The 21,764-nt window shown below is 46.3% G+C and carries 14 protein-coding genes; 10 read left to right on the top strand and 4 right to left on the bottom strand.

The genetic code is table 11. From position 1 onward, the window contains the following. The first annotated feature begins 189 nt into the window (after positions 1-189). Both SIO70_RS16550 and SIO70_RS16555 read left to right on the top strand, forming a co-directional pair. A complete protein-coding gene (locus SIO70_RS16550) occupies positions 190-3,540 on the top strand; it encodes a PQQ-dependent sugar dehydrogenase (protein WP_320581964.1) in 3,351 nt (1,116 codons plus the stop codon). A 57-nt stretch (positions 3,541-3,597) separates the two neighbouring features. After that, the gene (locus SIO70_RS16555; RefSeq protein ID WP_320581965.1) at positions 3,598-4,056 is read left to right on the top strand and encodes a hypothetical protein; all 459 of its coding nucleotides are present in this window, start codon (positions 3,598-3,600) and stop codon (positions 4,054-4,056) included. A 90-nt stretch (positions 4,057-4,146) separates the two neighbouring features. Here the strand turns inward: SIO70_RS16555 and SIO70_RS16560 are convergent, their stop codons facing one another. Beyond that, positions 4,147-5,022 (bottom strand): AraC family transcriptional regulator, encoded by an 876-nt coding sequence (locus tag SIO70_RS16560; protein ID WP_320581966.1) that lies wholly within the window; start codon positions 5,020-5,022, stop codon positions 4,147-4,149. Between the two features lie 450 nt (positions 5,023-5,472). On the opposite strand from SIO70_RS16560, the gene SIO70_RS16565 reads away from it, so the two are divergent. From SIO70_RS16565 to SIO70_RS16575, 3 genes are read left to right on the top strand one after another with little or no spacing between them, the layout of a single operon-like run. Next, positions 5,473-6,378, top strand: a complete 906-nt coding sequence (locus SIO70_RS16565; RefSeq protein WP_320581967.1) for a dihydrodipicolinate synthase family protein — start codon at positions 5,473-5,475, stop codon at positions 6,376-6,378. A 22-nt stretch (positions 6,379-6,400) separates the two neighbouring features. Then, positions 6,401-7,849 (top strand): aldehyde dehydrogenase (NADP(+)), encoded by a 1,449-nt coding sequence (locus SIO70_RS16570; RefSeq protein WP_320581968.1) that lies wholly within the window; start codon positions 6,401-6,403, stop codon positions 7,847-7,849. A gap of 9 nt (positions 7,850-7,858) precedes the next feature. Beyond that, entirely contained in the window at positions 7,859-9,268 is a 1,410-nt protein-coding gene (locus tag SIO70_RS16575; protein ID WP_320581969.1) for an APC family permease, read from the top strand. A 50-nt stretch (positions 9,269-9,318) separates the two neighbouring features. Here SIO70_RS16575 and SIO70_RS16580 read toward each other — a convergent pair whose 3' ends face one another. Genes SIO70_RS16580 through SIO70_RS16590 form a run of 3 tightly spaced genes read right to left on the bottom strand, consistent with a single transcriptional unit; the run spans position 9,319 to position 12,654 of the window. Continuing rightward, positions 9,319-10,254 carry a transglutaminase family protein gene (locus SIO70_RS16580; RefSeq protein WP_320581970.1) on the bottom strand — a complete coding sequence of 312 codons (936 nt, stop codon included), beginning with the start codon at positions 10,252-10,254 and terminating at the stop codon, positions 9,319-9,321. A gap of 11 nt (positions 10,255-10,265) precedes the next feature. Further along, positions 10,266-11,207: an alpha-E domain-containing protein gene (locus SIO70_RS16585; protein ID WP_320581971.1), complete on the bottom strand. Its 942-nt coding sequence runs from the start codon at positions 11,205-11,207 to the stop codon at positions 10,266-10,268. Positions 11,208-11,217: 10 nt separating this feature from the next. Beyond that, the gene (locus SIO70_RS16590) at positions 11,218-12,654 is read right to left on the bottom strand and encodes a circularly permuted type 2 ATP-grasp protein (protein ID WP_320581972.1); all 1,437 of its coding nucleotides are present in this window, start codon (positions 12,652-12,654) and stop codon (positions 11,218-11,220) included. Positions 12,655-13,065: 411 nt separating this feature from the next. Here SIO70_RS16590 and SIO70_RS16595 point away from each other — a divergent pair, with 411 nt between their 5' ends. The 5 genes from SIO70_RS16595 (at position 13,066) to SIO70_RS16615 (ending at position 21,763) form a co-directional block, all read left to right on the top strand. After that, positions 13,066-15,213, top strand: a complete 2,148-nt coding sequence (locus tag SIO70_RS16595; RefSeq protein WP_320581973.1) for a DUF6055 domain-containing protein — start codon at positions 13,066-13,068, stop codon at positions 15,211-15,213. 199 nt (positions 15,214-15,412) lie between these two features. Continuing rightward, complete coding sequence (locus tag SIO70_RS16600; RefSeq protein WP_320581974.1) at positions 15,413-16,009, top strand: RNA polymerase sigma factor; 597 nt, start codon at positions 15,413-15,415, stop codon at positions 16,007-16,009. Positions 16,010-16,057: 48 nt separating this feature from the next. Beyond that, positions 16,058-17,005 carry a FecR family protein gene (locus SIO70_RS16605; protein WP_320581975.1) on the top strand — a complete coding sequence of 316 codons (948 nt, stop codon included), beginning with the start codon at positions 16,058-16,060 and terminating at the stop codon, positions 17,003-17,005. Between the two features lie 120 nt (positions 17,006-17,125). After that, positions 17,126-20,341, top strand: a complete 3,216-nt coding sequence (locus SIO70_RS16610) for a TonB-dependent receptor domain-containing protein (RefSeq protein WP_320581976.1) — start codon at positions 17,126-17,128, stop codon at positions 20,339-20,341. 12 nt (positions 20,342-20,353) lie between these two features. Beyond that, entirely contained in the window at positions 20,354-21,763 is a 1,410-nt protein-coding gene (locus SIO70_RS16615; RefSeq protein ID WP_320581977.1) for a hypothetical protein, read from the top strand. Position 21,764 lies beyond the last annotated feature (1 nt).

Below are 21,764 nucleotides of genomic sequence, written 5' to 3' on the forward strand. Positions count from 1 at the left end.
ACCCTTTGGTACCTTATGCCACCGGTAATGACTATAGTATATATCTACATCATTTTTCTGCGTAAATGCCGGGAATTCCCGGCATTTTGCATTCTATCCGATATCTTTATTATTTTACAATCGCCATTAACAAAGACATACCATGCCTTAAACAGATCCTCCTATATTCATTCATCAACAATCCTATTCATGAAGAAAAACCTACTCACCATTTTTATATTGGTGTTCCTCTATGCCAGCGCTGCCTTTGGTCAACTGCCATCGGCATTTGTACTCAAACAGTTATCGGGCAACAACATCAACGAAGCGACTGCTTTGGCCCATGCGCCTGATGGCCGTATCTTTATCGCCGAACGTGGCGGTAGTGTAAAAGTCTATCAAAACGGTACAGTCTCCACCGTACATTTTGTATCGACAACTACTGCCAATGAACAGGGGCTGTTAGGCATCACACTGCATCCGCAGTTTGCCACCAACGGCCAGTTCTACATCTTCTACACCAATGCTGCCAGCACCGTGCACTACCTGGACCGCGTAACGATCAACGCCGCCAACCAGATCACTGACACGACCCGCATCATGGAATTCGATCCTATCATCAATGGCTTTCACAATGGTGGCGCCATCCTGTTCAAAGACAATTATCTGTATGTCGCCATCGGTGAAAGTAACTCTCCAGCCGAAGCAACCAAACTGGATACCTATCGCGGAAAGATCCTGCGTCTCACAGCCGATGGTCAGCCTGCTCCCGGCAATCCTTATTACAACACACCCAATGCTTCCCGCCAGCAAAGAAGCATCTGGGCCATCGGTATGCGCAACCCATGGAAAATGGCACTGGACCCGGTATCAGGGAAAATATTCGTTGTCAATGTAGGTGGTAACTATGAAGAAATTGACGACGTCACTGCCCCGGATTCTACCAAACATTATAACTATGGCTGGGATGGAAAGGGCCAGTCAGGACCTGAACAACCTGATTCAACCATTGCACCTGTATTCGCTTATCCGCATGATGGATGGGGTTGTGCCATCACCTCTGGTGTATTCTTCAATCCTACGAATACAAAGTATCCTGCCGAATACAAGAATCGTTTTTACTTCTCCGACTGGTGTGCTGACTGGTTCAAAAGTGTAGATGCCACCAATCCCGGGGCCGGCGCTACGACCTTTTCTACTACCAATTTCAGAAGTGTACTGGGCACCAGCGTAGGGCTGGACGGTAATATTTATTTTGTATACTACGGCACGAACGGATCATTGTACCGGTTGGAATATGATACGACACAATTACCTGTGATCGTGAACCAGCCGCAAAGCCAGGCTATTGTAACCGGCGATCCTGTTGAATTCTCCGTTACCTCTTCCGGTGCATTGCCATTAACTTATCAATGGCAAAAGAATGGAGTGAACATTTCCGGTGCTACGGCAGATACTTTTGTGATCGCAGCAGTAGCCGCTTCCGATTCAGCTAATTATCGTTGTATTGTAAGCAACAGTGCAGGCAGGGATACCAGTAATAATGCAAAACTCACTGTATTGCCATTCAATGCCCGCCCGGTGCCACACATTACTGCACCACTCTCTACACTCACCTGGAATGTAGGCGATACCGTTCACTTTGCAGCTACTGCTACCGATGCAGAAGACGGCACTATACCTGCCGGTAAATATCAGTGGGAAGTACGTTTCTATCACCAGGATGGTGCGAACAATCAGCACTATCACCCCGGTCCCGCTGTACCAAATGGTGTGACTGCCGGTACTTTTGTGGCCGACAATGGTGGGGAAACTTCTCCGAATGTATGGTTACGCATCATGCTCACCGTGAGCGATTCACAAGGTCGTACCGGTGTAGATTCAATAGATATCATTCCAAATAAAGTAAACATCACCGCGGCTTCCAACATCGCAGGATTAAAACTCATTCTCGGTGCACAGAACACTGCGCCATTTACAAAAACACTCGTAGTCAATACACCGATCTCCCTGGAAGCGGTTACGCCACAGGTATTGAACGGCAAGTACTACGAATTCGCATCCTGGAGTAATGGTGGTGCTGCGGCTCAGACAATCCGTGTTCCTGCAAAGGATAGCACCTTTACAGCAAACTATGCCCTGGGTGCAAATCTGCAAAATCCTTATTTCGCTACTCCTACGCCTATTCCTGGCAAGATCGAAATTGAAAACTTCGACCTCGGTGGCGAAGGCATTGCTTACCATGACAACTCTACCGGCAATGCAGGTAATCAATACCGCACTACCGAAGATGTAGATCTTGAAAACTGCTCCGAAGGTGGTTATAACATTGGCTATGTAGCAGCAGGAGAGTGGTTGGAATACACCATAGATGTAACTACTGCTGCCCAATACACATTGTCTGTTCGCGTAGCCAATCCCGGCGCTGCCAAGACGATGCACGTAGAACTGGATGGCCAGAACATCTCAGGCAATATCACTGTACCCGCCACTGGTGGTTTTCAGGCATGGCAAACAGTATCCATCACCACACCTTTACTGACCAAAGGTGTGAAGGTACTGCGCGTATCGCTGGATGCGACAGACTTCAATGTGAACTATCTCACCTTTGCACTGGCAGGTAGCGTAGAAGGTCCTGTGGTGAGCCTGAGTGCACCTGCAAACAATGCCACTTACTCCGCAGGTGATAACATTGAAATAGCCGCAGCAGTCACAGATTCTACCGGCACAGTTATGAATGTAGAATTCTACCAGGGTAGTACTAAAATAGGAGAGGATGCAGATGCGCCTTATACCTTTACCTGGACCAATGTGCCTGCCGGTACATACTCTATCACCGCCAAAGCGACTGACAATGCGGGGCTTACGGCTACTTCCATTCCGGTGAGTATCACCGTCAGCAATGGTGGCAGTGCTAACCTGGCACTGAATAAAAACGTAGTGGTATCCGGCAATGAAAACGCCGTGACCATGCCTGGTTCCGCAGCAGTGGATGGCGACCTGAATACGCGCTGGTCCAGCGCCTTCGAAGATCCTTCCTCGATCTATGTAGACCTGGGAGCAAGGTATAATATCAGCGAAGTGAAAATCACCTGGGAAAATGCCAAAGGCAAAGACTACCTCGTACAGGTGGCGGACACCATTGGCAACTGGCATACCGTAAAAAACATTACAGGCAATAATGATCTCATAAACGACCACACCGGTTTAACAGCTGCAGGTCGTTACGTACAGATTTACGGCACCGCCAGAACTACGGGCTATGGTTACTCAATTTTCGAACTGGAAGTGTACGGTAACGGTGCTGCCAGGGTAGCCAATTACAACGCTGCTCCTCCGAAGGTGGTTAAGATCTATCCAAACCCTGCATATAATTACCTTAATATCAGTGGAATAACAAGCGATGGTCTCTTTATCATCGTGAACGTAGCCAGCGGACAAACCAGTTCCCTGCGCTCCGAAGGTGGAAAGATTGATGTGAGCGGATTGACGCCGGGTACTTATATCATACAGTTTAAAGACGGTGAAAAGAAGATAAACAGGAAATTTATTAAATTGTAGCGCAAAAGCATGGAGGTCGGTTCAGGCCTCCATGCTTTTCTATAAATTTCCTTTACCATGAAATATTATGTTTGGGGCATTTTTTTATGTTGTTTGTTTGCCTGTCAGCCCAGCAAAAGGGACAAGATGATCAGCGAGCGGTTGATACAGCGCCTCAGGGATCTGCATTTACTGGATGAGGACGAGACCATTTACCAATTTTACTCCAACTACAGAAAGCGAATAGCCGGCAATTTTGTTTCCAGCAAGCGGGTAGCTACTTACTATATTGATGATAGAAGCAAGTCGAAAGATGAGATTGCTTTTGCATACTATGAGAATATCCGGACAATGGATACTTTGTACCGTTCGGTACATGTGGGAACGCCGCACTTGCTGGTGACGACGTATGATCATAAATTGATTAAGGTGTATGTGGATGGGAATAGAGAGACGGTACAATCTTTTTTTGACAAGGCATTGGAGCAATGGGCGGCGCATAGGAAGCAGGGGGCGAATCCGGATATTAAAATGTAGGTACGAGGAATATGACTCCTTTAAGGCTGGAAGCAGAAAGAATAGAAAAACAAAAAGACAAACCCGCCGTCTTAGGCGGGTTTATCATTATCATACACTCTGAAAATAACTCGTCATATAATCACTCGGCGACTGTGTCGTCACCGTCTTAAACACCCTGTTGAAATTCGTAATACTATTAAACCCACACGTATAAGCCACCGTCGCAATATTATCAAACGCCCCATCCGTCAGCTTCTTACACGCCTCATTAATCCTCACCTCATTCAAAAATGAAACAAACGTATGCAGCGTATGCTTCTTGAAGAACCTGCAAAAAGCCTGAGGTGTCATATGCGCCTGCTTCGCCGCATCTTCCAGCGTGATCGGTTTATCATAATTCTGCATAATATAATTATAGATATTCCCTATCCTGATCCCCTCATGTTCACTCACCAGCTGCGTCTTCTGCGCCGTAGCCAGCGGCGTCATATCCGCATACCCGGATAATTGCTTTAACAGGTCTACAAACTGCAACAACTGATCTGTACCACTACTATTCGTAATCTGCATCATCTTACTACTCACTTCCGCCTTATGTGCATCTGGCACCTTAAACCCTGACTGGCTCTGCGTAATAAAGTTCTTCAGTAACTTCGTCTCCGGCAAGTTAAACAACGAAGACAGCTCTCCATTCGGATTAAAAAATATTGCCAGCGCCACGATCTTCTTCCTGCTTTTCGGCTGAAAATACGACGCCTCACTCTTAAAGATATGCGGTTGATTTGCCCCCAGCCAGAATATATCATTTGGCCTGAACGCATGCATATTATTATCCGCTACCAGGGTGCCTTCTCCCTGTTGAATCCAGCTCATCTGGATCTCATGATGTCTGTGTAAGTGTGGATAGAAAAAAGGCAGAACGTCTTTTTGAACAATGATCGATTTGTCCAGCGGAACAGGTATAGTAAACTGTAACACTTTCATCGTAAAGAAATTTTAAGTCACCGCAAGCTGGTACTTGCAAAAATTGTTTTACAGGTAAAAAGTAAAAAGGCCCTTCTTCAGTAGCAAAAATCTAAATATTTTGGTTGATCCCTTCTATCAGGTAGAAATGAGTGTTAATTACACAATTAAAATTTCGTCCACTCAATATTACGGATTTTAACCCAAATTTCATAATATTAAACCCATACAGGTTAATATCCGGGCAATGATGGATAAAATCCGGATTAACTTAAATTACACCCGTTAAAAGTACTGTGTTTCCGTCCCCGACGGCCCGGCGGCCGCCCGCGCAATATTCGGAGATGTGCGTACAACAGGCATTGCAACTACCCCACAGTCAAAGAGGTTAAAATTTAATAATAATTGATTACTATCAGAGCGGCCCCCTTACATCGTAGTAGATATTTTTGGAAAAAAAATAAACAGTCTATGGCTATTGAATGGAAAGGAATATTTCCTGCATTTACCACCAAGTTTACACCATCAGATGAACTCGACCTATCTCTGTTTGGCAAAAATCTGGATGCACAGTTAGCAGCCGGTATCGACGGCGTGATCCTCGGTGGCTCACTGGGAGAAGCCAGTACCATCAGCATCGCTGAAAAAGAAACCCTTACAAAATATGCAGTTGAAAAGGTGCAGGGAAAGATCCCAGTGGTTCTCAACATTGCAGAAGGCGCTACCGCCGATGCCGTAAAACAGGCGGAAGCTGCTGCTAAATGGGGGGCAAAAGGTCTGATGCTGCTGCCACCCATGCGCTATAAAAGCGATGAAAAAGAAACCGCTACTTTCTTCAAAACCATAGCTGCATCCACTGACCTGCCAATCATGATCTATAACAATCCTGTTGATTATAAGATCGAAGTAACCCTGGATATCTTTGAACAATTAAGCGCATTTCCAAACGTACAGGCTGTTAAAGAATCTACCAGAGACGTCTCTAATGTGACCCGTATGATCAATCGGTTTGGCGATCGCTTCAAAATACTTTGTGGGGTAGATACGTTAGCTATGGAAGAGATCATGCTGGGTGCCGATGGTTGGGTAGGAGGACTGGTATGTGCCTTCCCTGAAGAAACGGTGGCAATATACCGCCTCACCAAAGCTGGCAGGATCCAGGAGGCCCTCGCTATTTATCGCTGGTTCCTGCCCTTGCTTGAATTAGATCTGCACCCTAAATTAGTACAGTATATTAAACTGGCTGAGCAACTGGTAGGTCTCGGTTCTGAAACTGTCAGAGCACCCCGCCTGCCATTGGAAGGAGCGGAAAGAGAAAAAATTCTCGCTGTGATCAATACCGCACTGGCCAATAAACCGAAGTTGCCCGTATATTAACATTTCAATATAATCACATCGCATGCAGATACAAAAGATTATGCAGCAGTCCGCACAGGCCTTTGAAACGTACAGACAGGTAACCCCTGCTGTACGTGCTGCATTACTGGAAACCATCGCTACAGAGCTGGAAGCGCAAAGAACAATCATGGTTGAGACAGCCGGCGAAGAAACCAATCTGCCTGCTGCCCGCCTCAATGGAGAACTGACCCGCACCACCAACCAGTTAAAATTATTTGCTGACCTGATCAAAGAGGGTAGCTGGGTAGAAGCTGTCATCGATTCTGCCAGACCAGAAAATACCCCCGCCAGGCCCGATCTGCGCAGGATGTTATTGCCTGTAGGCCCAGTGGTCGTATTCGGCGCCAGCAATTTCCCTTTTGCATTTTCTACTGCCGGTGGTGATACTGCCAGTGCCCTCGCCGCCGGTGCAACCGTGGTGGTGAAAGGTCATCCCGCACATCCACGCACCTCCTTACTGGCCTACCAGGCCATCGCCAGTGCCATTGAAAAAACAGGGCTCCCTGCGCATACCGTGCAGCATGTAGCCGACGAAGGCTATGAAACAGGCAAGGCATTGGTCATGGATCCTGCTACTACAGGGGTGGCATTCACCGGTTCTTTCAATGGTGGTAAAGCATTGTTACAATACGCTGCACAAAGAGAAACACCCATCCCTGTCTTCGCAGAAATGGGCAGTGTGAACCCCGTTGTATTCTACCCGGATGCATTGCTCACACAGGGACCACAACTGGCACAAACTTTTGCTGCAAGCATTACCCTCGGCATGGGACAGTTTTGTACCAACCCCGGTTTGTTACTCGGTATACAAAGCGATGCATTGGACAACTTCGCACATATGTTAGGCGGTGCAATAGCTGCCAGTGCACCCGCAAAGATGTTGCACGCAGGTATCCATGCGGCCTATGTAAAAGGACGTGCCAGCGTACTCTCACTGGAAGCTGTTACGCTGGTGGGACAAACAGCCGAACCAACTGATACAGAAGCCTGGCCTGCCGTAGCGCGCACCACGGGGGCTGAGTTTTTACAAAACCCTCACCTGGCAGAAGAACTCTTTGGCCCGTATTCATTGCTGGTATCCTGTACCGATGAAGAAGAACTGGGAAAAGTACTGAGAAGCCTGAAAGGCCAACTCACCACTACAGTGGTCGGTACAGATAAGGATACGACTATTTACAAATCACTGATCGCATTGCAGGCCACTTTAGCAGGCAGGATAATATTGAACAATGCCCCTACGGGCGTGGAAGTATGCGCTGCTATGGTGCATGGTGGCCCTTATCCGGCTACGACAGATAGTCGTTTTACCAGTGTGGGTACCAGTGCTATCCGCCGCTGGGTAAGACCTGTATGCTTTCAGAACTTTTCAGATAGCATGTTGCCCGATGCATTAAAAAAATCAAACCCGTTAGGAATATGGAGACTGGTCGATAACGAATTTACCAGATAAAAAACACCTATGTCAGATCAACCAAAATCATTTAAACGTTCATTTGGCCTGCTCGATGCTACAATGATCGTAGCAGGATCCATGATCGGCTCCGGGATCTTTCTCGTGAGTGCCGATATCACCCGCAATGTAGGCTCGGCCGGCTGGCTGATACTGATATGGGTTATTACAGCAGTACTCACCATTACGGCGGCCGTGAGTTATGGTGAGCTCAGTGCAATGTTTCCTCATGCTGGCGGACAGTATGTATACCTGAAAGAAGCGTTTAATGACCTGACAGGGTTCCTGTTCGGGTGGAGTTTTTTTACGGTCATACAGGCGGGTACAATTGCAGCAGTAGGTGTAGCATTTGCCAGGTTCACGGCCTTTCGGTTTCCTGTATTGAGTGAAACGCATATACTGGCAGATCTGGGGTTTGTAAAAATATCCGCTGCTCAGGTCACGTCTATTTTGCTGATCATCTTTCTCACCTTTGTGAATACGCGGGGGGTAAGAGAGGGGAAGTTAATTCAAACGATCTTTACATTGACAAAGATCGTTGCCTTGCTGGCACTGATCGTATTTGGCTGTTTTGCGGCGAATAAGCAGGTGTGGGATGCGAACTGGCAGAGTGGTTTTGGGTTTAATAAACTGGAGCCTGCGCAGCTGGTATCTTATTCCGGATTTGCAGTGTTGGGAGCCATCGCGGCGAGTATGGTCGGCGGGTTGTTTAGTAGCGACAGCTGGAATAATGTGACCTTTATAGCGGGGGAGATTAAAAACCCTGAGAAGAATATCGGGCGCAGTTTGTTCTTTGGTACATTGCTGGTCACGATGATTTACATTGCCACTAACCTGGTTTACTTAGCAGTGCTGCCTTTGCGCGAAATTGCATTTGCAGAGAATGATCGGGTAGGGGTGGCGGCAGCCGTACGCATCTTTGGAAATAATGGTACAGTGATCATTGCTGTGTTGCTGATGGTGTCTACGTTTGGGTGTGTGAATGGGTTGATATTGTCAGGAGCCAGGGTGTGTTTTACCATGGCGAAGGATGGGTTGTTTTTTAAGCAAATGGGGTTGTTGAATAAGAATGCGGTGCCGGGGAAGGCGTTGTGGAGTCAGTGTATATGGGCTTCCTTATTGTGTTTGAGTGGGCGGTATGGGCAGCTGCTGGATTATGTGATCTTCGTGGTGTTGATCTTTTATATTCTTACGATAGCGGGGATATTCAGGCTGAGGCGTACAAGGCCGGAAATTGAAAGGCCATATAAGGCATTTGGGTATCCGTTTATTCCAATGCTATATATTATAGCAGCGACGATTATTTGTTTGTCATTGCTGGTGTATAAGTGGGAGAATACCTGGCCGGGATTGTTGATAGTGTTATTGGGGATTCCTGCGTATTATCTTTTTGGAACTAAAAAAATGGCGCTTGCTTAGCAAGCGCCATTTTTTTTATAGCTGGCAGGCGGCCGGCGAATGTAATGACCTTATTGCTGGCCGGCGCCTTCGCTTTCTTCCTTCTGTGTATGCTCCTGTTGCCCCTGTAGATGTACATTGTTCAACTCTTCAAATACATATCCATCCTCATACCCCACAGCTACAAATACAGATAGCTGCTGTTTAGCAGGTCCTTTAAAAGTTCCCTTTACAGGTGTGCAGTCTCTGAAATCCCGGCCCACAGCCAGTTTTACATGCTTGTTCGTCACCCATACATTATTGGTCGGATCAATCCCCGCCCATCCTGTTCCGGGTATATATACCTCTACCCACGCATGCGTAGCGCCTTCACCTCTTAACCCATCCTTATTCGGACAAATATACCCGCTCACATACCTGCATGGGATCTGGCAACTTCTCAATATCTGCAACATCAGGTGCGCAAAATCCTGGCACACACCTGCTTTGTGGTGCAGAATTTCATCTACCGTGGTTTCAATATTTGTAATCCCCTTGATGTATTTGAAATGCCTGAAGATATATTCACTACAATGTTCCGTTACAGCCGCCACGCTTTTCCCCTGGGCAAAGATCGATTGCTGAATATCGTTGATCACATCCTGTGCATTGATAGACGCGGTCCTTGCCATTTCTAACAATTGCAGATCACCCAGCACCTCATCTTTCAATTGCTCAAACCCTGAATGAAAATTCAACTGTAACTGCGAAGTGGCAGTAGTCCTTACCAGTAATTTGCTTTCTATCTTGAGCAACTTGTGTGCGGCCAGTATGTTAAACCCACCCGTTTTATTCCCAAAGTAATCGGTAAATGTCTGTACATCCGGATGCCCGGTAATAGACAGGTCATGCTGCAAGACTTCCTGTCCCGGGCATTGGGAAGGGAAGATCTTGATCTCGTTCACACTTTCTTTGACCGGTCTGTCGTATTCGTACCTTGTAATATGATGAATTCTGAAAATAGGCATATAGCAAACACTTATGCGTAAGAAAAAAATTGTTGACCCAGCATTCTGGTAAAGTACTGTACTTCACCCCGCAGGTCTTCCAGATAAGGATGTAAGGTATGATTATTCAGTGTTTCGAGGTCAGTATGTTTTACCTTACTGTACAATCGTCCGAAACAACGCATCAATGCAGCGTTTTCTTCCGAGAAGTTGCGCTTTGTTACATCCTGCAAATGCCGGTCAATGCGTCCTAAGGAATACACCACCGAATGCGGGAAGTCTTCATTGAACAATACCTGGTGCAATACATCGTGATTATCCGCAGAAGACCGGTAAGTCTTCAAATGTAGTTCATATCCGGAAAGTGACAGGAGTAATTGTCGCCATTGCATGATGTCCTTGCTTTCATGGATCTTGTAATGATTGATCTGGTAGTGTTTATTCGTCAGCACGATGGTCTCAAAACACCGTTCAATGTATTTCCCAAGATTCATAAAAGCCCAGCCCGTGCCACGGGCCATGGTGATATCTGTAATGCCTGTATACAAAACACTATGTCTTGTGAACATGTCCAGCATATCTGCCGCTTCATAGCTGGATAGCCGTTTATCCAGTGAAGGCTGATTGATGAGGTGATAAAAGGAATTCACTTCCTCCCATACCTCTTTGGTAATATAATCCTGTATACCTCTCGCATTCTCCCTTGCCTTGCTGATGATTACTTTCAAAGAATTGGAGTTGCTGTTGCTGGTGAGCAACAGTTTCAACGCATCCGCAGTTTGATCTTTGGTCGCTTCAATCTCCGCTGGTGAAGCGGTGGTAAAGGTCTCAAGTACCGATTGCCAGGTGAGCGCACCATTCACATCTTTGTCGAGAGAAAGGAGATAATGTGTAGAGGTAACTCTTAGTAAACCTTCGGCCCTTTCCATATAACGGGCCAGCCAGAATAGTGAATCCGCAATCCTACTTAGCATGAAAATAATTTTAATCAATAACCCATGTATCTTTACTACCCCCGCCCTGTGAAGAGTTCACAATCAGGGAGTCTTTGCGCAAGGCCACCCTTGTGAGTCCACCGGGTACGATCTGTACCCCCTGTGGTCCACATAAAGCATAAGGGCGTAAGTCTACATGTCTGGCCTGAAAAGTGCCGTCAATAAAACAAGGAACTGTAGAAAGTTTGATGATCGGTTGTGCAATAAAGCTACGTGGATCTGCTTCAATAGCGGCTTTGGCCTTAATCCATTCCTCAGGAGTCACTTTATTACCCATCACCATGCCATATCCACCTGACTGATTGGTACGCTTGATCACCATTTGCCCTATATGTTCAAAAACATGTTTGCGCTGTTCCGGATCACTCATTTCGTAAGTCGGTACATTGGGCAAAATTGGTTCCTCATTCAGGTAATACCGGATCATGGCCGGTACATAGGCATACACTGCTTTGTCATCGGCCACACCGTTCCCGATGGCATTCACAATCGCTACATTGCCCATGCGGTAAGCGTTCATTAACCCAGGAATGCCCAGTGCGCTATCCGGCTTAAACGCCAGCGGGTCCAGGTATTCATCGTCTATCCTGCGATAGATCACATGTACCTGTTCCAGGCCTTCCGTGGTTTTCATATATACCTTGTGATTATCGATGACCAGGTCCCTGCCTTCTACCAGGGTAATCCCCATCATTCTGGCCAGGAAAGCATGTTCATAATAAGCAGAATTGTAAATACCGGGTGTGAGCAATACCACACGGGGGTTGGAGATCTGTGCCGGTCCCATTTGTAAAAGGATCTCATGGAGCATGAGGGGATAATTACTCACCCTGCGCACATGACTGGATGCCAGCATTTCGGGGAAGATCCTTTTGGTCACTTCCCTGTTTTCCAGCATATAGCTCACCCCGGAAGGGGTGCGGAGGTTGTCTTCCAGTACATAGAACTTTCCATCCTCGCCCCTGATCAGGTCAATACCGGAAATATGTACATAGATGTCGTGGGGAACTTTGATCCCAAATACCTCTCTGGTATAATGCGGACAAGTGGCAATAAGAGACGCAGGAACGACCTTGTCTTTTAAAATCTGCTGTTCGTTGTAAATGTCTTTTAAGAAGAGATTTAGGGCCTTTAAACGCTGTTGAATGCCCAATTCTATATGGTCCCATTCCTTCCCGGTTATGATGCGGGGAATGATATCGAAGGGGAAAATACGTTCAATACCGGCATCGTCACTATACACTGTAAATGTAATGCCTTGATTCATAAAGAGTTCACCAGCAAGGCGGTCTTTCTGCTGAAGAGCACTGACATCGAATTGTTCCAGCGAAGTAAAGACTTTGTGATAGTGCTCCCTTATCTGTTGGTGATCGTACATCTCGTCCCAAATGTTGGGAGGAAGGTCATATTGGTCCAAAAATCCCATAAGTAATTGATAATATTTGGTGCTGGATTTTTACAATATAATGAAATGGAGGGACTGTTTTTGTAAAAGTGTATATATAATTTTATTTAATATGTGTTAATATGCGGGCAAACCCCCGCTGAAGCTATAGTGAATCTTCGTTACAGCTTCGCTACCAATAGTACATTATAAGGGCACCTTAATATCGTGAGGATAATGAAGTGCCCTTTTGGTGCCCTGTTACTGCACCGTTAGTATCGAAGTTATATCGAAGAAGCGTCGAAGCTTTGATATGGTTATGATAGGACCAGAACGGGTTAATATCCGTACCGCCCGCCCTTCTCATTTCTCCTAATTTTAGAAAAACCTATCAATAGCAAACCCTCATGCTATAACTCCTTAAAACCCAGTTACAATTTAAAAACACAATTCATGAAAACACATGTACTGTTAGTATGGTGCCTGCTCATTACAGGCATCTCTGCCGCCCAGAAGTCGGTATTTATACCTACCGGTTTCTCAACGGCCCCTCTGAATACCTGGTCGTACACCCGGTCTTATCAATCCACGAACTTCATTGTCTTCTGGGGTAGTGTAGTAGGCACTGACCCTGCTAATTATTCCGATGCGAACCTGGCCTTTAACCCGCAGTCCATTTGCGACACCCTGGAAAAGATTTACACGAAGTACATCTCCGAGATTAAGTTCTGTACTGACACCTCCACTAAAAACCTCGGGAAGTACAAGATCATTATCGTTATGAACGACACCTGGGGTACCAATGGTCCTACCGGTTGGGCGTTTGGTGGTACTTACGACAACACCATCGGGGCCATGTGGGTACATCCCAATGCCACCCGCGATGGAGGGGTGATCAGCCATGAACTCGCCCATTCCCTGCAGGGCATGATCTCCATCCAGGAAAACACCGTCGGTGGTGGTTATGTCAATTATGAACCTGCCGGGTTCTTTTGGGAAACACATGCCAATTTTATGCGCACCCAGATTTATCCCCGCTTTGCATCAGACGATATGCCCAGATGGATGGGAACAGCGATGTTTCACTATAGCTCCACCCGTCACCACTATGACGCCTTCCGTTTATTATTTACTATCCAGCAACTTGATGGCATCTCCATGGTCAATCGACTCTGGAAAGAGTCGGTTGCCAATGAACATCCCTTAATCACCTATCGTCGTTTAAAAGGATGGACCCAATCACAGCTGAACGACTTTATGTTTGAATATGTAAAAAGAGAACCGACGGCCGATTATACAGTGAATGGATTTGGCGGCATTATCCGTGCACAGCGGGATGCACTCATCAGCAGTGAACCGCATTATGTATGGCGGTTAAATACGATCCTCACACAGATCAATGCCACTACCGGCCGTTATGTGGTACCGGATGCTTTTGCACCACAGGATTATGGATATAACATCATCCCTTTGTATCCTACCTGTAGCACCGGGTTGGTGACCGTAAAGTTCAAAGGGCATACTGAGGTGAACAGTACTGCCGGCTGGCGGTATGGCTTTGTCACCGCATTGGCAGATGGCACTATTTCCCGCTATGGTACCCTGAATAATGCCAATGAAAGCCAGATCAGTTTTCAACTCAATAGCAATGAATCAAAATTGTACCTGGTTGTGATGGGTGCACCCACTACACATACTTCTTATGTTTGGGAGCCGGGATGGCCAAAGATTAAACGTTATCCTTATGAACTGCGTATTGCAAATGCAGTACCCGAAGGGTATCAAAGTAACTTCCGCGCTGCTTACAAAACAAATGGACATGCGCACTCCAATGGTGGTGGTTGGGTAGCAAATACGGCAACAGTGGCTTCTACGGCTTATGTAGGTCCTAATGCCATCGTATTAGGTACCAGCAATATTTCCGGTACGGCCAGGATAGATGGTTTTGCATGGGTGGAAAGTGCGGCAGTATCTGGTAGTGTGGTGATTAATGGCAATGCAAATGTATGGTATGGTACTTACTCCGGTACGGCGCAGGTAACGGACAATGCGTTGTTAAGTTATTGTACCGTAAGCAACAATGCGATTATAAAAGGCGATGCGATGGAATGGGGGGTGACCTTTGGTACAGGCGTAACCGTAGGTGGCGATGCGGAAATAGGAAGTTGTAGTACGGCAGGTGTGTATTTGCAGGTGCCACATACAAATAATGGCCGTACTGATTGTGATGGTAAAGGTGCCAGTGATGCCTCTAATACTGATGTAAACAGTGCTTATACCCGGTTTACAGATACGCAGATGGCATTTACAGGAAGTGTGGCATGCCCTGCCACAGCGGCAGCTGCTGCAAAGATAGCTACAAAAGAGGTGATAATATATCCAAATCCTGCTGCTACCTCGTTTAATGTAAGTCTTCTCAACTTTGATAGTGAAGAAGCATTGATAATATCAATATATGATACGCAGGGGAAAGAAGTATTGCGCCAGGGAGTAAAAGGGCAGAATAGTGTCAATATAAACAAAGCATTGACGCCCGGTGTGTATGTGTTGAAGGTGAGTGGGGTGCAGACATATACAAAAAAATTAGTCATTACTAAATAGCCTGCTGCAGGTAATCCTATCCGGAACTGACAGCTGCTATAGCAGGTAATCCAATCGGAACCGCTATCGCAGGCAGTCGCTATCAATCCTTTTAAAAATTCTTTGGAATGTTGAGATGAAGGGGCACTCTGTTTTTACAGAGGCCCTTTTTTAAACTTAATATTCAGTTTACATCCGGTGAGTATGTTTGTACCCTAATATGGAAAAGTATCCGGACAGCCAACTACTAGCATTCATTAAAACTGGGGATCAGCAGGCCTTTGCTGCATTGGTAAAGAGGTATTGGGAAGAGCTGTATGCCCATATTCACGCCCGCCTGAAGCAGGAAGACGATACAAAAGACATGCTACAGGAGATCTTCATCACCATTTGGAAAAAACGCGACACCATCACCCCCGACCAAAACGGTCGCCTCAGCAGCTACCTCTTCACCGCCGCCCGCTACTGCATCATTGATCACTTCAGCCGTCCACACACCCCAATATATAATGAAGAATTTTTTGCAGATACCGTTCCTCAGCAAACCACCTTTTCCGCCATCGAACTACTCGAAACCAAAGAGCTGGAACAACAGGTCAATGAAGCCCTGGACCGCATGCCAGACCGCCTTTGCCTGCCATATCGCCTGAGCCGCTACCAGCAACTCTCCACCAGGGAAATTGCCCTGCGCCTTTCCCTCTCCGAACAGACCGTGAAAAATAATATTTCCATCACATTACGTTACCTCCGCACTTACCTGAAAGAACAAAACGATATCGCCGGCATTATTCTTATTATACTCTTCATAATTCCTTAACATACTTCACCGGTACTTCTTTTTTGCTGAAGAGATGTATAGTATGTTATGAGCAATCAACAGCTAAAATTCCTTTTATCCAGGTACCTGCAGGGCAAAGCTACACCAGCCGAAGCCGCACAGGTCGAAGCATGGTACAACTCTTTTAATGACACACCTTTATCTGATAATGATAAAGCACGCCTGAAGGATGAAATAATTTCCAACGTATTACAGGAAATCAATCCACCTGCACGTGTGCGCAAAATTTACTGGTATGCTGCTGCCGCAGTATTTATTCTGCTGGGTTCCACGCTTTCTTTTTTCATCACTAAAAAGAAACCGCTCCCGCTTCATGCAGATCAATTGGTAAGTACACCCGCTGGCAGCAGAAAAACGATCCGCCTGCCCGATGGTACTGTCGTACAGTTGAATGCCGGTACTTCGTTAGTGATTCCCGGTGATTTTGGTATGAAAGATCGTACCATTACCCTCACAGGTGAAGCGTTTTTTACTGTTGCTACCGATGCTGTACATCCATTTGTTATCCATGCCGGAAATATCCGGACCACTGTATTGGGTACGTCCTTTAATATCCGCTCCTGGCCGGGAGAAGATACCTGGGCAATTGGGGTAAGTACCGGAAAAGTAAAGGTCTCCAATGAAGTGAACAAACAGGTCATGGCCGAATGTCTCACGGCGAACAAAGCACTCCTCTATCACCTTGAAACCGGTACCTCAGACATTACTGACACCGATGCCGGTATGCCGGGTGCATGGCGTAATAACATCTTTCATTTCAATAACAGCAGCATGGCCGAAATAGGGCAGGAGCTGCAACGACAATATAATATACCTGTCATCGTGAATGGAGAAGGTAAGAACGGCGGGCATTACAAAATCAGTTTCTCGAGGGAACCGCTTACTAAAGTACTGAAAGTACTCGCCGGCCTGACCGGTATTACATACACAATTAAATCAGATCAGGTGATCATTCAAGTGCCAAAAACAAATTAAACAGGCGTAGGCAGTACGAAAAAAGCCGGAAGTGGTTGCAACACTCCCGGCAGATAACGCACTGCTAACAGTACGTCACATTTTTAACGGATTCAACTCACATTAAAAACTACATCAAAGATGCGAAAAATTTTCTCAGGTTATTATAACCTGTTTAAAAAGCTATTTACCCTGAAAATGAGACTAACGAGCTTTCTGATACTTTTTTCTTCGGTCATTTCCTTTGCAGCCACCGGCTCAGGCCAGTCTATGCACGAAGTGAAGGTAAGCCTCCAGGTCGATAACAGACCTATTAAGGAAGTGCTGGCCCTTATCGAAAAGCAATCTGCTTTTGTGATCGGGTACAACCAGGACAATATTCCCGATAGTAGCAGGATCAGCTACCACGGGAATAATAAGTCGGTGAGCGATGTGCTCAAAGACATCCTCAATATTTACCCGGTGGTAGCCCGCCAGGTAAATGAGAAATATATCGTGCTGAACAAGGTATCTTATTCGGAAAAATACCTGCTCATGCAACAGATCACCATCACTGGTAAAGTGAGTGATAAAACCACCGGCGAAATGCTGCCGGGCGTGAGCATTGCCATAAAAGGTACTTCTTCAGGAACCGCTACCGGTGTGGATGGTCAATTCTCCCTGCGTTTTCCGCAGGATCAGGAGCAGATCACTTTGGTGATCTATTCCCTTGGGTACAAGAAAATTGAAATCAACCTGACCCGCGACCAGGCCGCTGCCCCGCTTAACTTCCAGCTGGAAACCGACCGTATGGGGCTGGATGAAGTAGTGGTGACCGGTCAGGGACAGGATATCTCCAAAAGAAGACTCTCGTCAAACATCGTATCTATTGGTGCGAAGGAGCTGGATCAGGCACCTTCGGGTAGAATTGATCAGATCCTTCAGTCACGTCTGCCAAATGCCCAGATCCGCCTTACAGGTGGTCAGGCAGGTGCTACCTCCATCATCCGTGCAAGAGGCGTAAATTCCGCTTTTGTAAACTCTACACCTATCATCTATGTGGATGGTGTGAGAATGGATAACCTGAATACTGCTTCCAAGCTCGGTGGTGGTTCTGCTACCGGTGCTGCCGTGAGCTCTATCGCAGATATTCCTATGGACAATATTGAAAAGATCGAGTACATCAATGGTGGTGCTGCTACAACGATGTATGGTTCGGATGCAGCAAACGGGGTGATCCAGATCTTTACAAAAAAAGGCGGTTCTGACAGAACGGACGTAACTGCCGAAACACAGATGGGGGTTGAAACGCCTACCGCCGATTTCCTGCACTTCAAACGTACCAAAGATCTGCTGTTCCAGAATGGTTTTTATCAGAAACAACACCTCGCGATCAATGGTGGTAAGGACAACTTTGGGTACAGTTTTTCCGGCAACTATATGAATAGCCAGGGAGTACAGATCTATGACCAGAACAGGAACAAACGTATAGATTTCTCCAGCGGTTTCCGGGCCGCGCTGGGTAAGAAAGTCACTTACGAAAGCAGCTTTACCTATATCAATAATAACTACAAACGTAACAGGAATGGTAACCAGGGTGGCTATACCGGATTATGGTTTGCAGAGAGTGGTGCAAGCGCCATCACCGGTCCGAAGTTCAGTCCTGTGATCGATACATTGTCTGCCGCTTCCTATGCGAAGATGAAAGCATATGTAGACGAAGCAGAACAATTGCAGAACAATAGTATTAAGGTAAACCGTTTCCAGACTTCACAGGTATTTAAATATTCTCCCCTTAAGAACCTCGTGTTCAAAGCAACGGGTGGTATTGATTATCGTGTGATGCGCAATCAGGTGATCACAACGAACCAATACCTGTCTGTTACCACGAATACAAAAGTGGTAGATCAGGGTAGCGTGAGCAATACGGACAGAAAGTACATGGGGATCACCCTGGAACTGAATGGCCAGTACCAGGCTAAGTGGAGAGACTTCTCATTTGTAACCACTGCCGGTGGCCAGTACTTCCGCAACGAAGATCAGCAGATCCAATACATAGGTAGTAATATCCGTGATGGTGCACAGATCATAACCGGTGCCGCTACCAAGACCAGCGATGAATATTATTTAGAGGTGGTGAACTACGGTATGTACCTGCAGGAGAATGTGGGCTTTAAAAATAAACTCTTCCTCGATATGGGTGTAAGAGGTGATGGGAATCCTGCATTTGGTAAAAACATTGGTGTGCAATATTATCCCAAAGTAGGATTGTCCTATATACCTGTTGCGGAACCCTGGTTCGACGGCGTCTCCAAAGTGATCTCTTCTGCGAAACTAAGGGGAAGCTTTGGGGTAGCCGGGAACCTGCCGACTGCTTTTGCCAATCAGCGTACCATTGCTTTCAGTGGTTATCAGAATGAGCAGGCAGCGTATTTTGGTCAGCCGGGTAATGATAACCTGAAGCCTGAAAAGACACAGACCACAGAAGGTGCTTTGGACCTGGGTTTTGTACATGACCGGATCTTAGTGTCCGCAGGTTATTATCATTCATTGACAAAAAATGCCCTGTTTTATGTGCCTGCTACGCCTTCGAGCGGACAGTCACAATCTCAGCTCTACAACGTAGGTAAGATACTGAACCGTGGTTTTGAATTCAACTTTGTGGTAGTACCTATTGAGACCAGGAATACTTCCCTCCGCCTGAATGCATCTGTGAATACCCTGTATAATAAGGTGCAAAGCAGCGGTGGTGTAGCCGCATTTAATATCAACGGTTTTAGTGCCAGAACGATTCAGACGGTGGTACAGGAAGGGTATGCCATTGGTTACCTGAGAGGGAATAAAGGTGTATTTGCAGCAGATGGTACACTCGCTTCTACGACCGCACAGCAGTACCTGGGCACGACTATTCCTAACCTGTTTGGTAGCATGGGCCTGAACTTCCGCTTTAAAGACCTGGAAGTATTTGCGAATGCAGACTATCAGAAAGGGGCTTATGCAAACTCTTTCGACCGTCAGTTCCGCTTTTATTACAGCGCTTCCAATGAAGGTATTCCACAGGCGGAGATTACAAAGAACGGCCGTACTAACTGGCTGAACTTTACAAACCGCTTTGTAGAAAAGACGGACTTTATCAAAGTAAGGACTATCGGTATGAGCTATACGCTGAAGGGCAGTAAGCTGAATAACAGGGTACGTTCTGTAGTGATTGGCTTTATGGCTTTGAATCCACTGAACTTCAGTGCATCCAGTTTTGATCCTGAAACTACCATCAGTGGTGCAGCACAGGGACAGGGTGGTGCCACTACCGGCGGTATCTCTTATGCCACTTACTCTTCACCACGTCAGTGGCTGGGTTCTTTAAAGTTAAACTTCTAATTCCGGAAACAAATGAAAAAACTCTTTATATTCTTTTTACTCGGCGCCAGTGCCTGTAATGTACTGAACCCGAATATCACAGATGATGTATATGTAGACAATGCCGGTGCTGCCAGCAGCTGGGTAAACGGTGTGAGCAGACAGTTGGCTCTCACTATGAACCAGGTAGTGGTAAGCTCCGAACTGGTATCGGACAATTACTATAACAACCGTACACAGAGTAGTAAAGTATTCGATATTCCGCAGATCGACTATTATGATACGGATGTTAATAATATGCAGACCCAGATCGCCGTACTGCGTACCATGGCGGAGTACGGACTGAGCAAGGTATTGCCGGGCGACGTTACTTCTACTGCTTCGGATAGTGCGAAGATGTATTATAGCTTAGGGTATGCGCATATCCTGAGCGGGGAACTGTTTGTAGGCTTACCGGGTAGTGATAAAGGTCGTGTGCTGACGCCTGAAGAACACCTGAACCTGGCCATTGCCAGTCTGAATACTGCCATTACACTGGCGGATGCTGGTAGTACAGCACAAATGGCGTATACACTGCTGAAAGCACGTGCATTCTATTCTCTGGGCAATACGGACAGTGCGGTGGCCATCGCAAAAACAACCATGAGTGTGCCTACTTTATTGCAACAGGTGAAGTATGATGGTACAAACAGTGTGACGAATGATATGCAGACTTATGTATTCTCTTCTACTTACAATGAGTTTGCACCATTGCCAAGACTGGATTTCCTGGACCCTAAATATTACCACACAGGCTTAGCATCGTCTGATCAGAAACCTGTAACTATCGTGAAAGCAGAAGAAGCGTGGCTGATTGTAGCTGAAGCTGCGATTGCCGGCAATGACCTGGGCACTGCCCGGACTACGCTGAAAGACCTGCTCACATCTGTCATCGCAAACCGTCCGGCGGTATCGCTGAATGATAGCAAAGAAACACGTAACGGAGGTAACAGGACCGACTATCCACTAACAGCTGAATTAGTGAAGTTTGATGCAACGGATAATACCCGCAGTGGATATATCCTGAATCGTCAGGCAGGGAATATCACAGCTTATACCGTATCAGGTACAAAGGTGACTGCTACTGACCTGGATGCTGCCACTACACAGGATGAGCTGTTGTACCTGTTGTACCGCATGCGCCAGGAAATATTTATGGCAGAAGGTCGCCGTATGACAGACCTGGGTATTAAATTCCCGGTATCACAAACGGAGCAGCTGAACAATACGAATGTGAGTGATGCGGATATCGTGGCGCAGATTCCTTCTTTCATACCACTGGCAAGAGGAATGGATGATTTTACAAATGATACCGCATCCGGCATTGTGACCATGAAGTATGATATGAACAAGGTATTGGTTGAGAACAAGACATCTCCTTATATTTTCCCATTTATTAATTAAT

This window comes from Chitinophaga sancti (assembly GCF_034087045.1).
Classification (GTDB): Bacteria; Bacteroidota; Bacteroidia; order Chitinophagales; family Chitinophagaceae; genus Chitinophaga; species Chitinophaga sancti_B.

Coding starts and splice junctions, on each gene's coding strand:
- SIO70_RS16550 (WP_320581964.1), top strand. CDS start 190: ATGAAGAAAAACCTACTCACCATTTTTATATTGGTGTTCCTCTATGCC.
- SIO70_RS16555 (WP_320581965.1), top strand. CDS start 3,598: ATGAAATATTATGTTTGGGGCATTTTTTTATGTTGTTTGTTTGCCTGT.
- SIO70_RS16560 (WP_320581966.1), bottom strand. CDS start 5,022: ATGAAAGTGTTACAGTTTACTATACCTGTTCCGCTGGACAAATCGATC.
- SIO70_RS16565 (WP_320581967.1), top strand. CDS start 5,473: ATGGCTATTGAATGGAAAGGAATATTTCCTGCATTTACCACCAAGTTT.
- SIO70_RS16570 (WP_320581968.1), top strand. CDS start 6,401: ATGCAGATACAAAAGATTATGCAGCAGTCCGCACAGGCCTTTGAAACG.
- SIO70_RS16575 (WP_320581969.1), top strand. CDS start 7,859: ATGTCAGATCAACCAAAATCATTTAAACGTTCATTTGGCCTGCTCGAT.
- SIO70_RS16580 (WP_320581970.1), bottom strand. CDS start 10,254: ATGCCTATTTTCAGAATTCATCATATTACAAGGTACGAATACGACAGA.
- SIO70_RS16585 (WP_320581971.1), bottom strand. CDS start 11,207: ATGCTAAGTAGGATTGCGGATTCACTATTCTGGCTGGCCCGTTATATG.
- SIO70_RS16590 (WP_320581972.1), bottom strand. CDS start 12,654: ATGGGATTTTTGGACCAATATGACCTTCCTCCCAACATTTGGGACGAG.
- SIO70_RS16595 (WP_320581973.1), top strand. CDS start 13,066: ATGAAAACACATGTACTGTTAGTATGGTGCCTGCTCATTACAGGCATC.
- SIO70_RS16600 (WP_320581974.1), top strand. CDS start 15,413: ATGGAAAAGTATCCGGACAGCCAACTACTAGCATTCATTAAAACTGGG.
- SIO70_RS16605 (WP_320581975.1), top strand. CDS start 16,058: ATGAGCAATCAACAGCTAAAATTCCTTTTATCCAGGTACCTGCAGGGC.
- SIO70_RS16610 (WP_320581976.1), top strand. CDS start 17,126: ATGCGAAAAATTTTCTCAGGTTATTATAACCTGTTTAAAAAGCTATTT.
- SIO70_RS16615 (WP_320581977.1), top strand. CDS start 20,354: ATGAAAAAACTCTTTATATTCTTTTTACTCGGCGCCAGTGCCTGTAAT.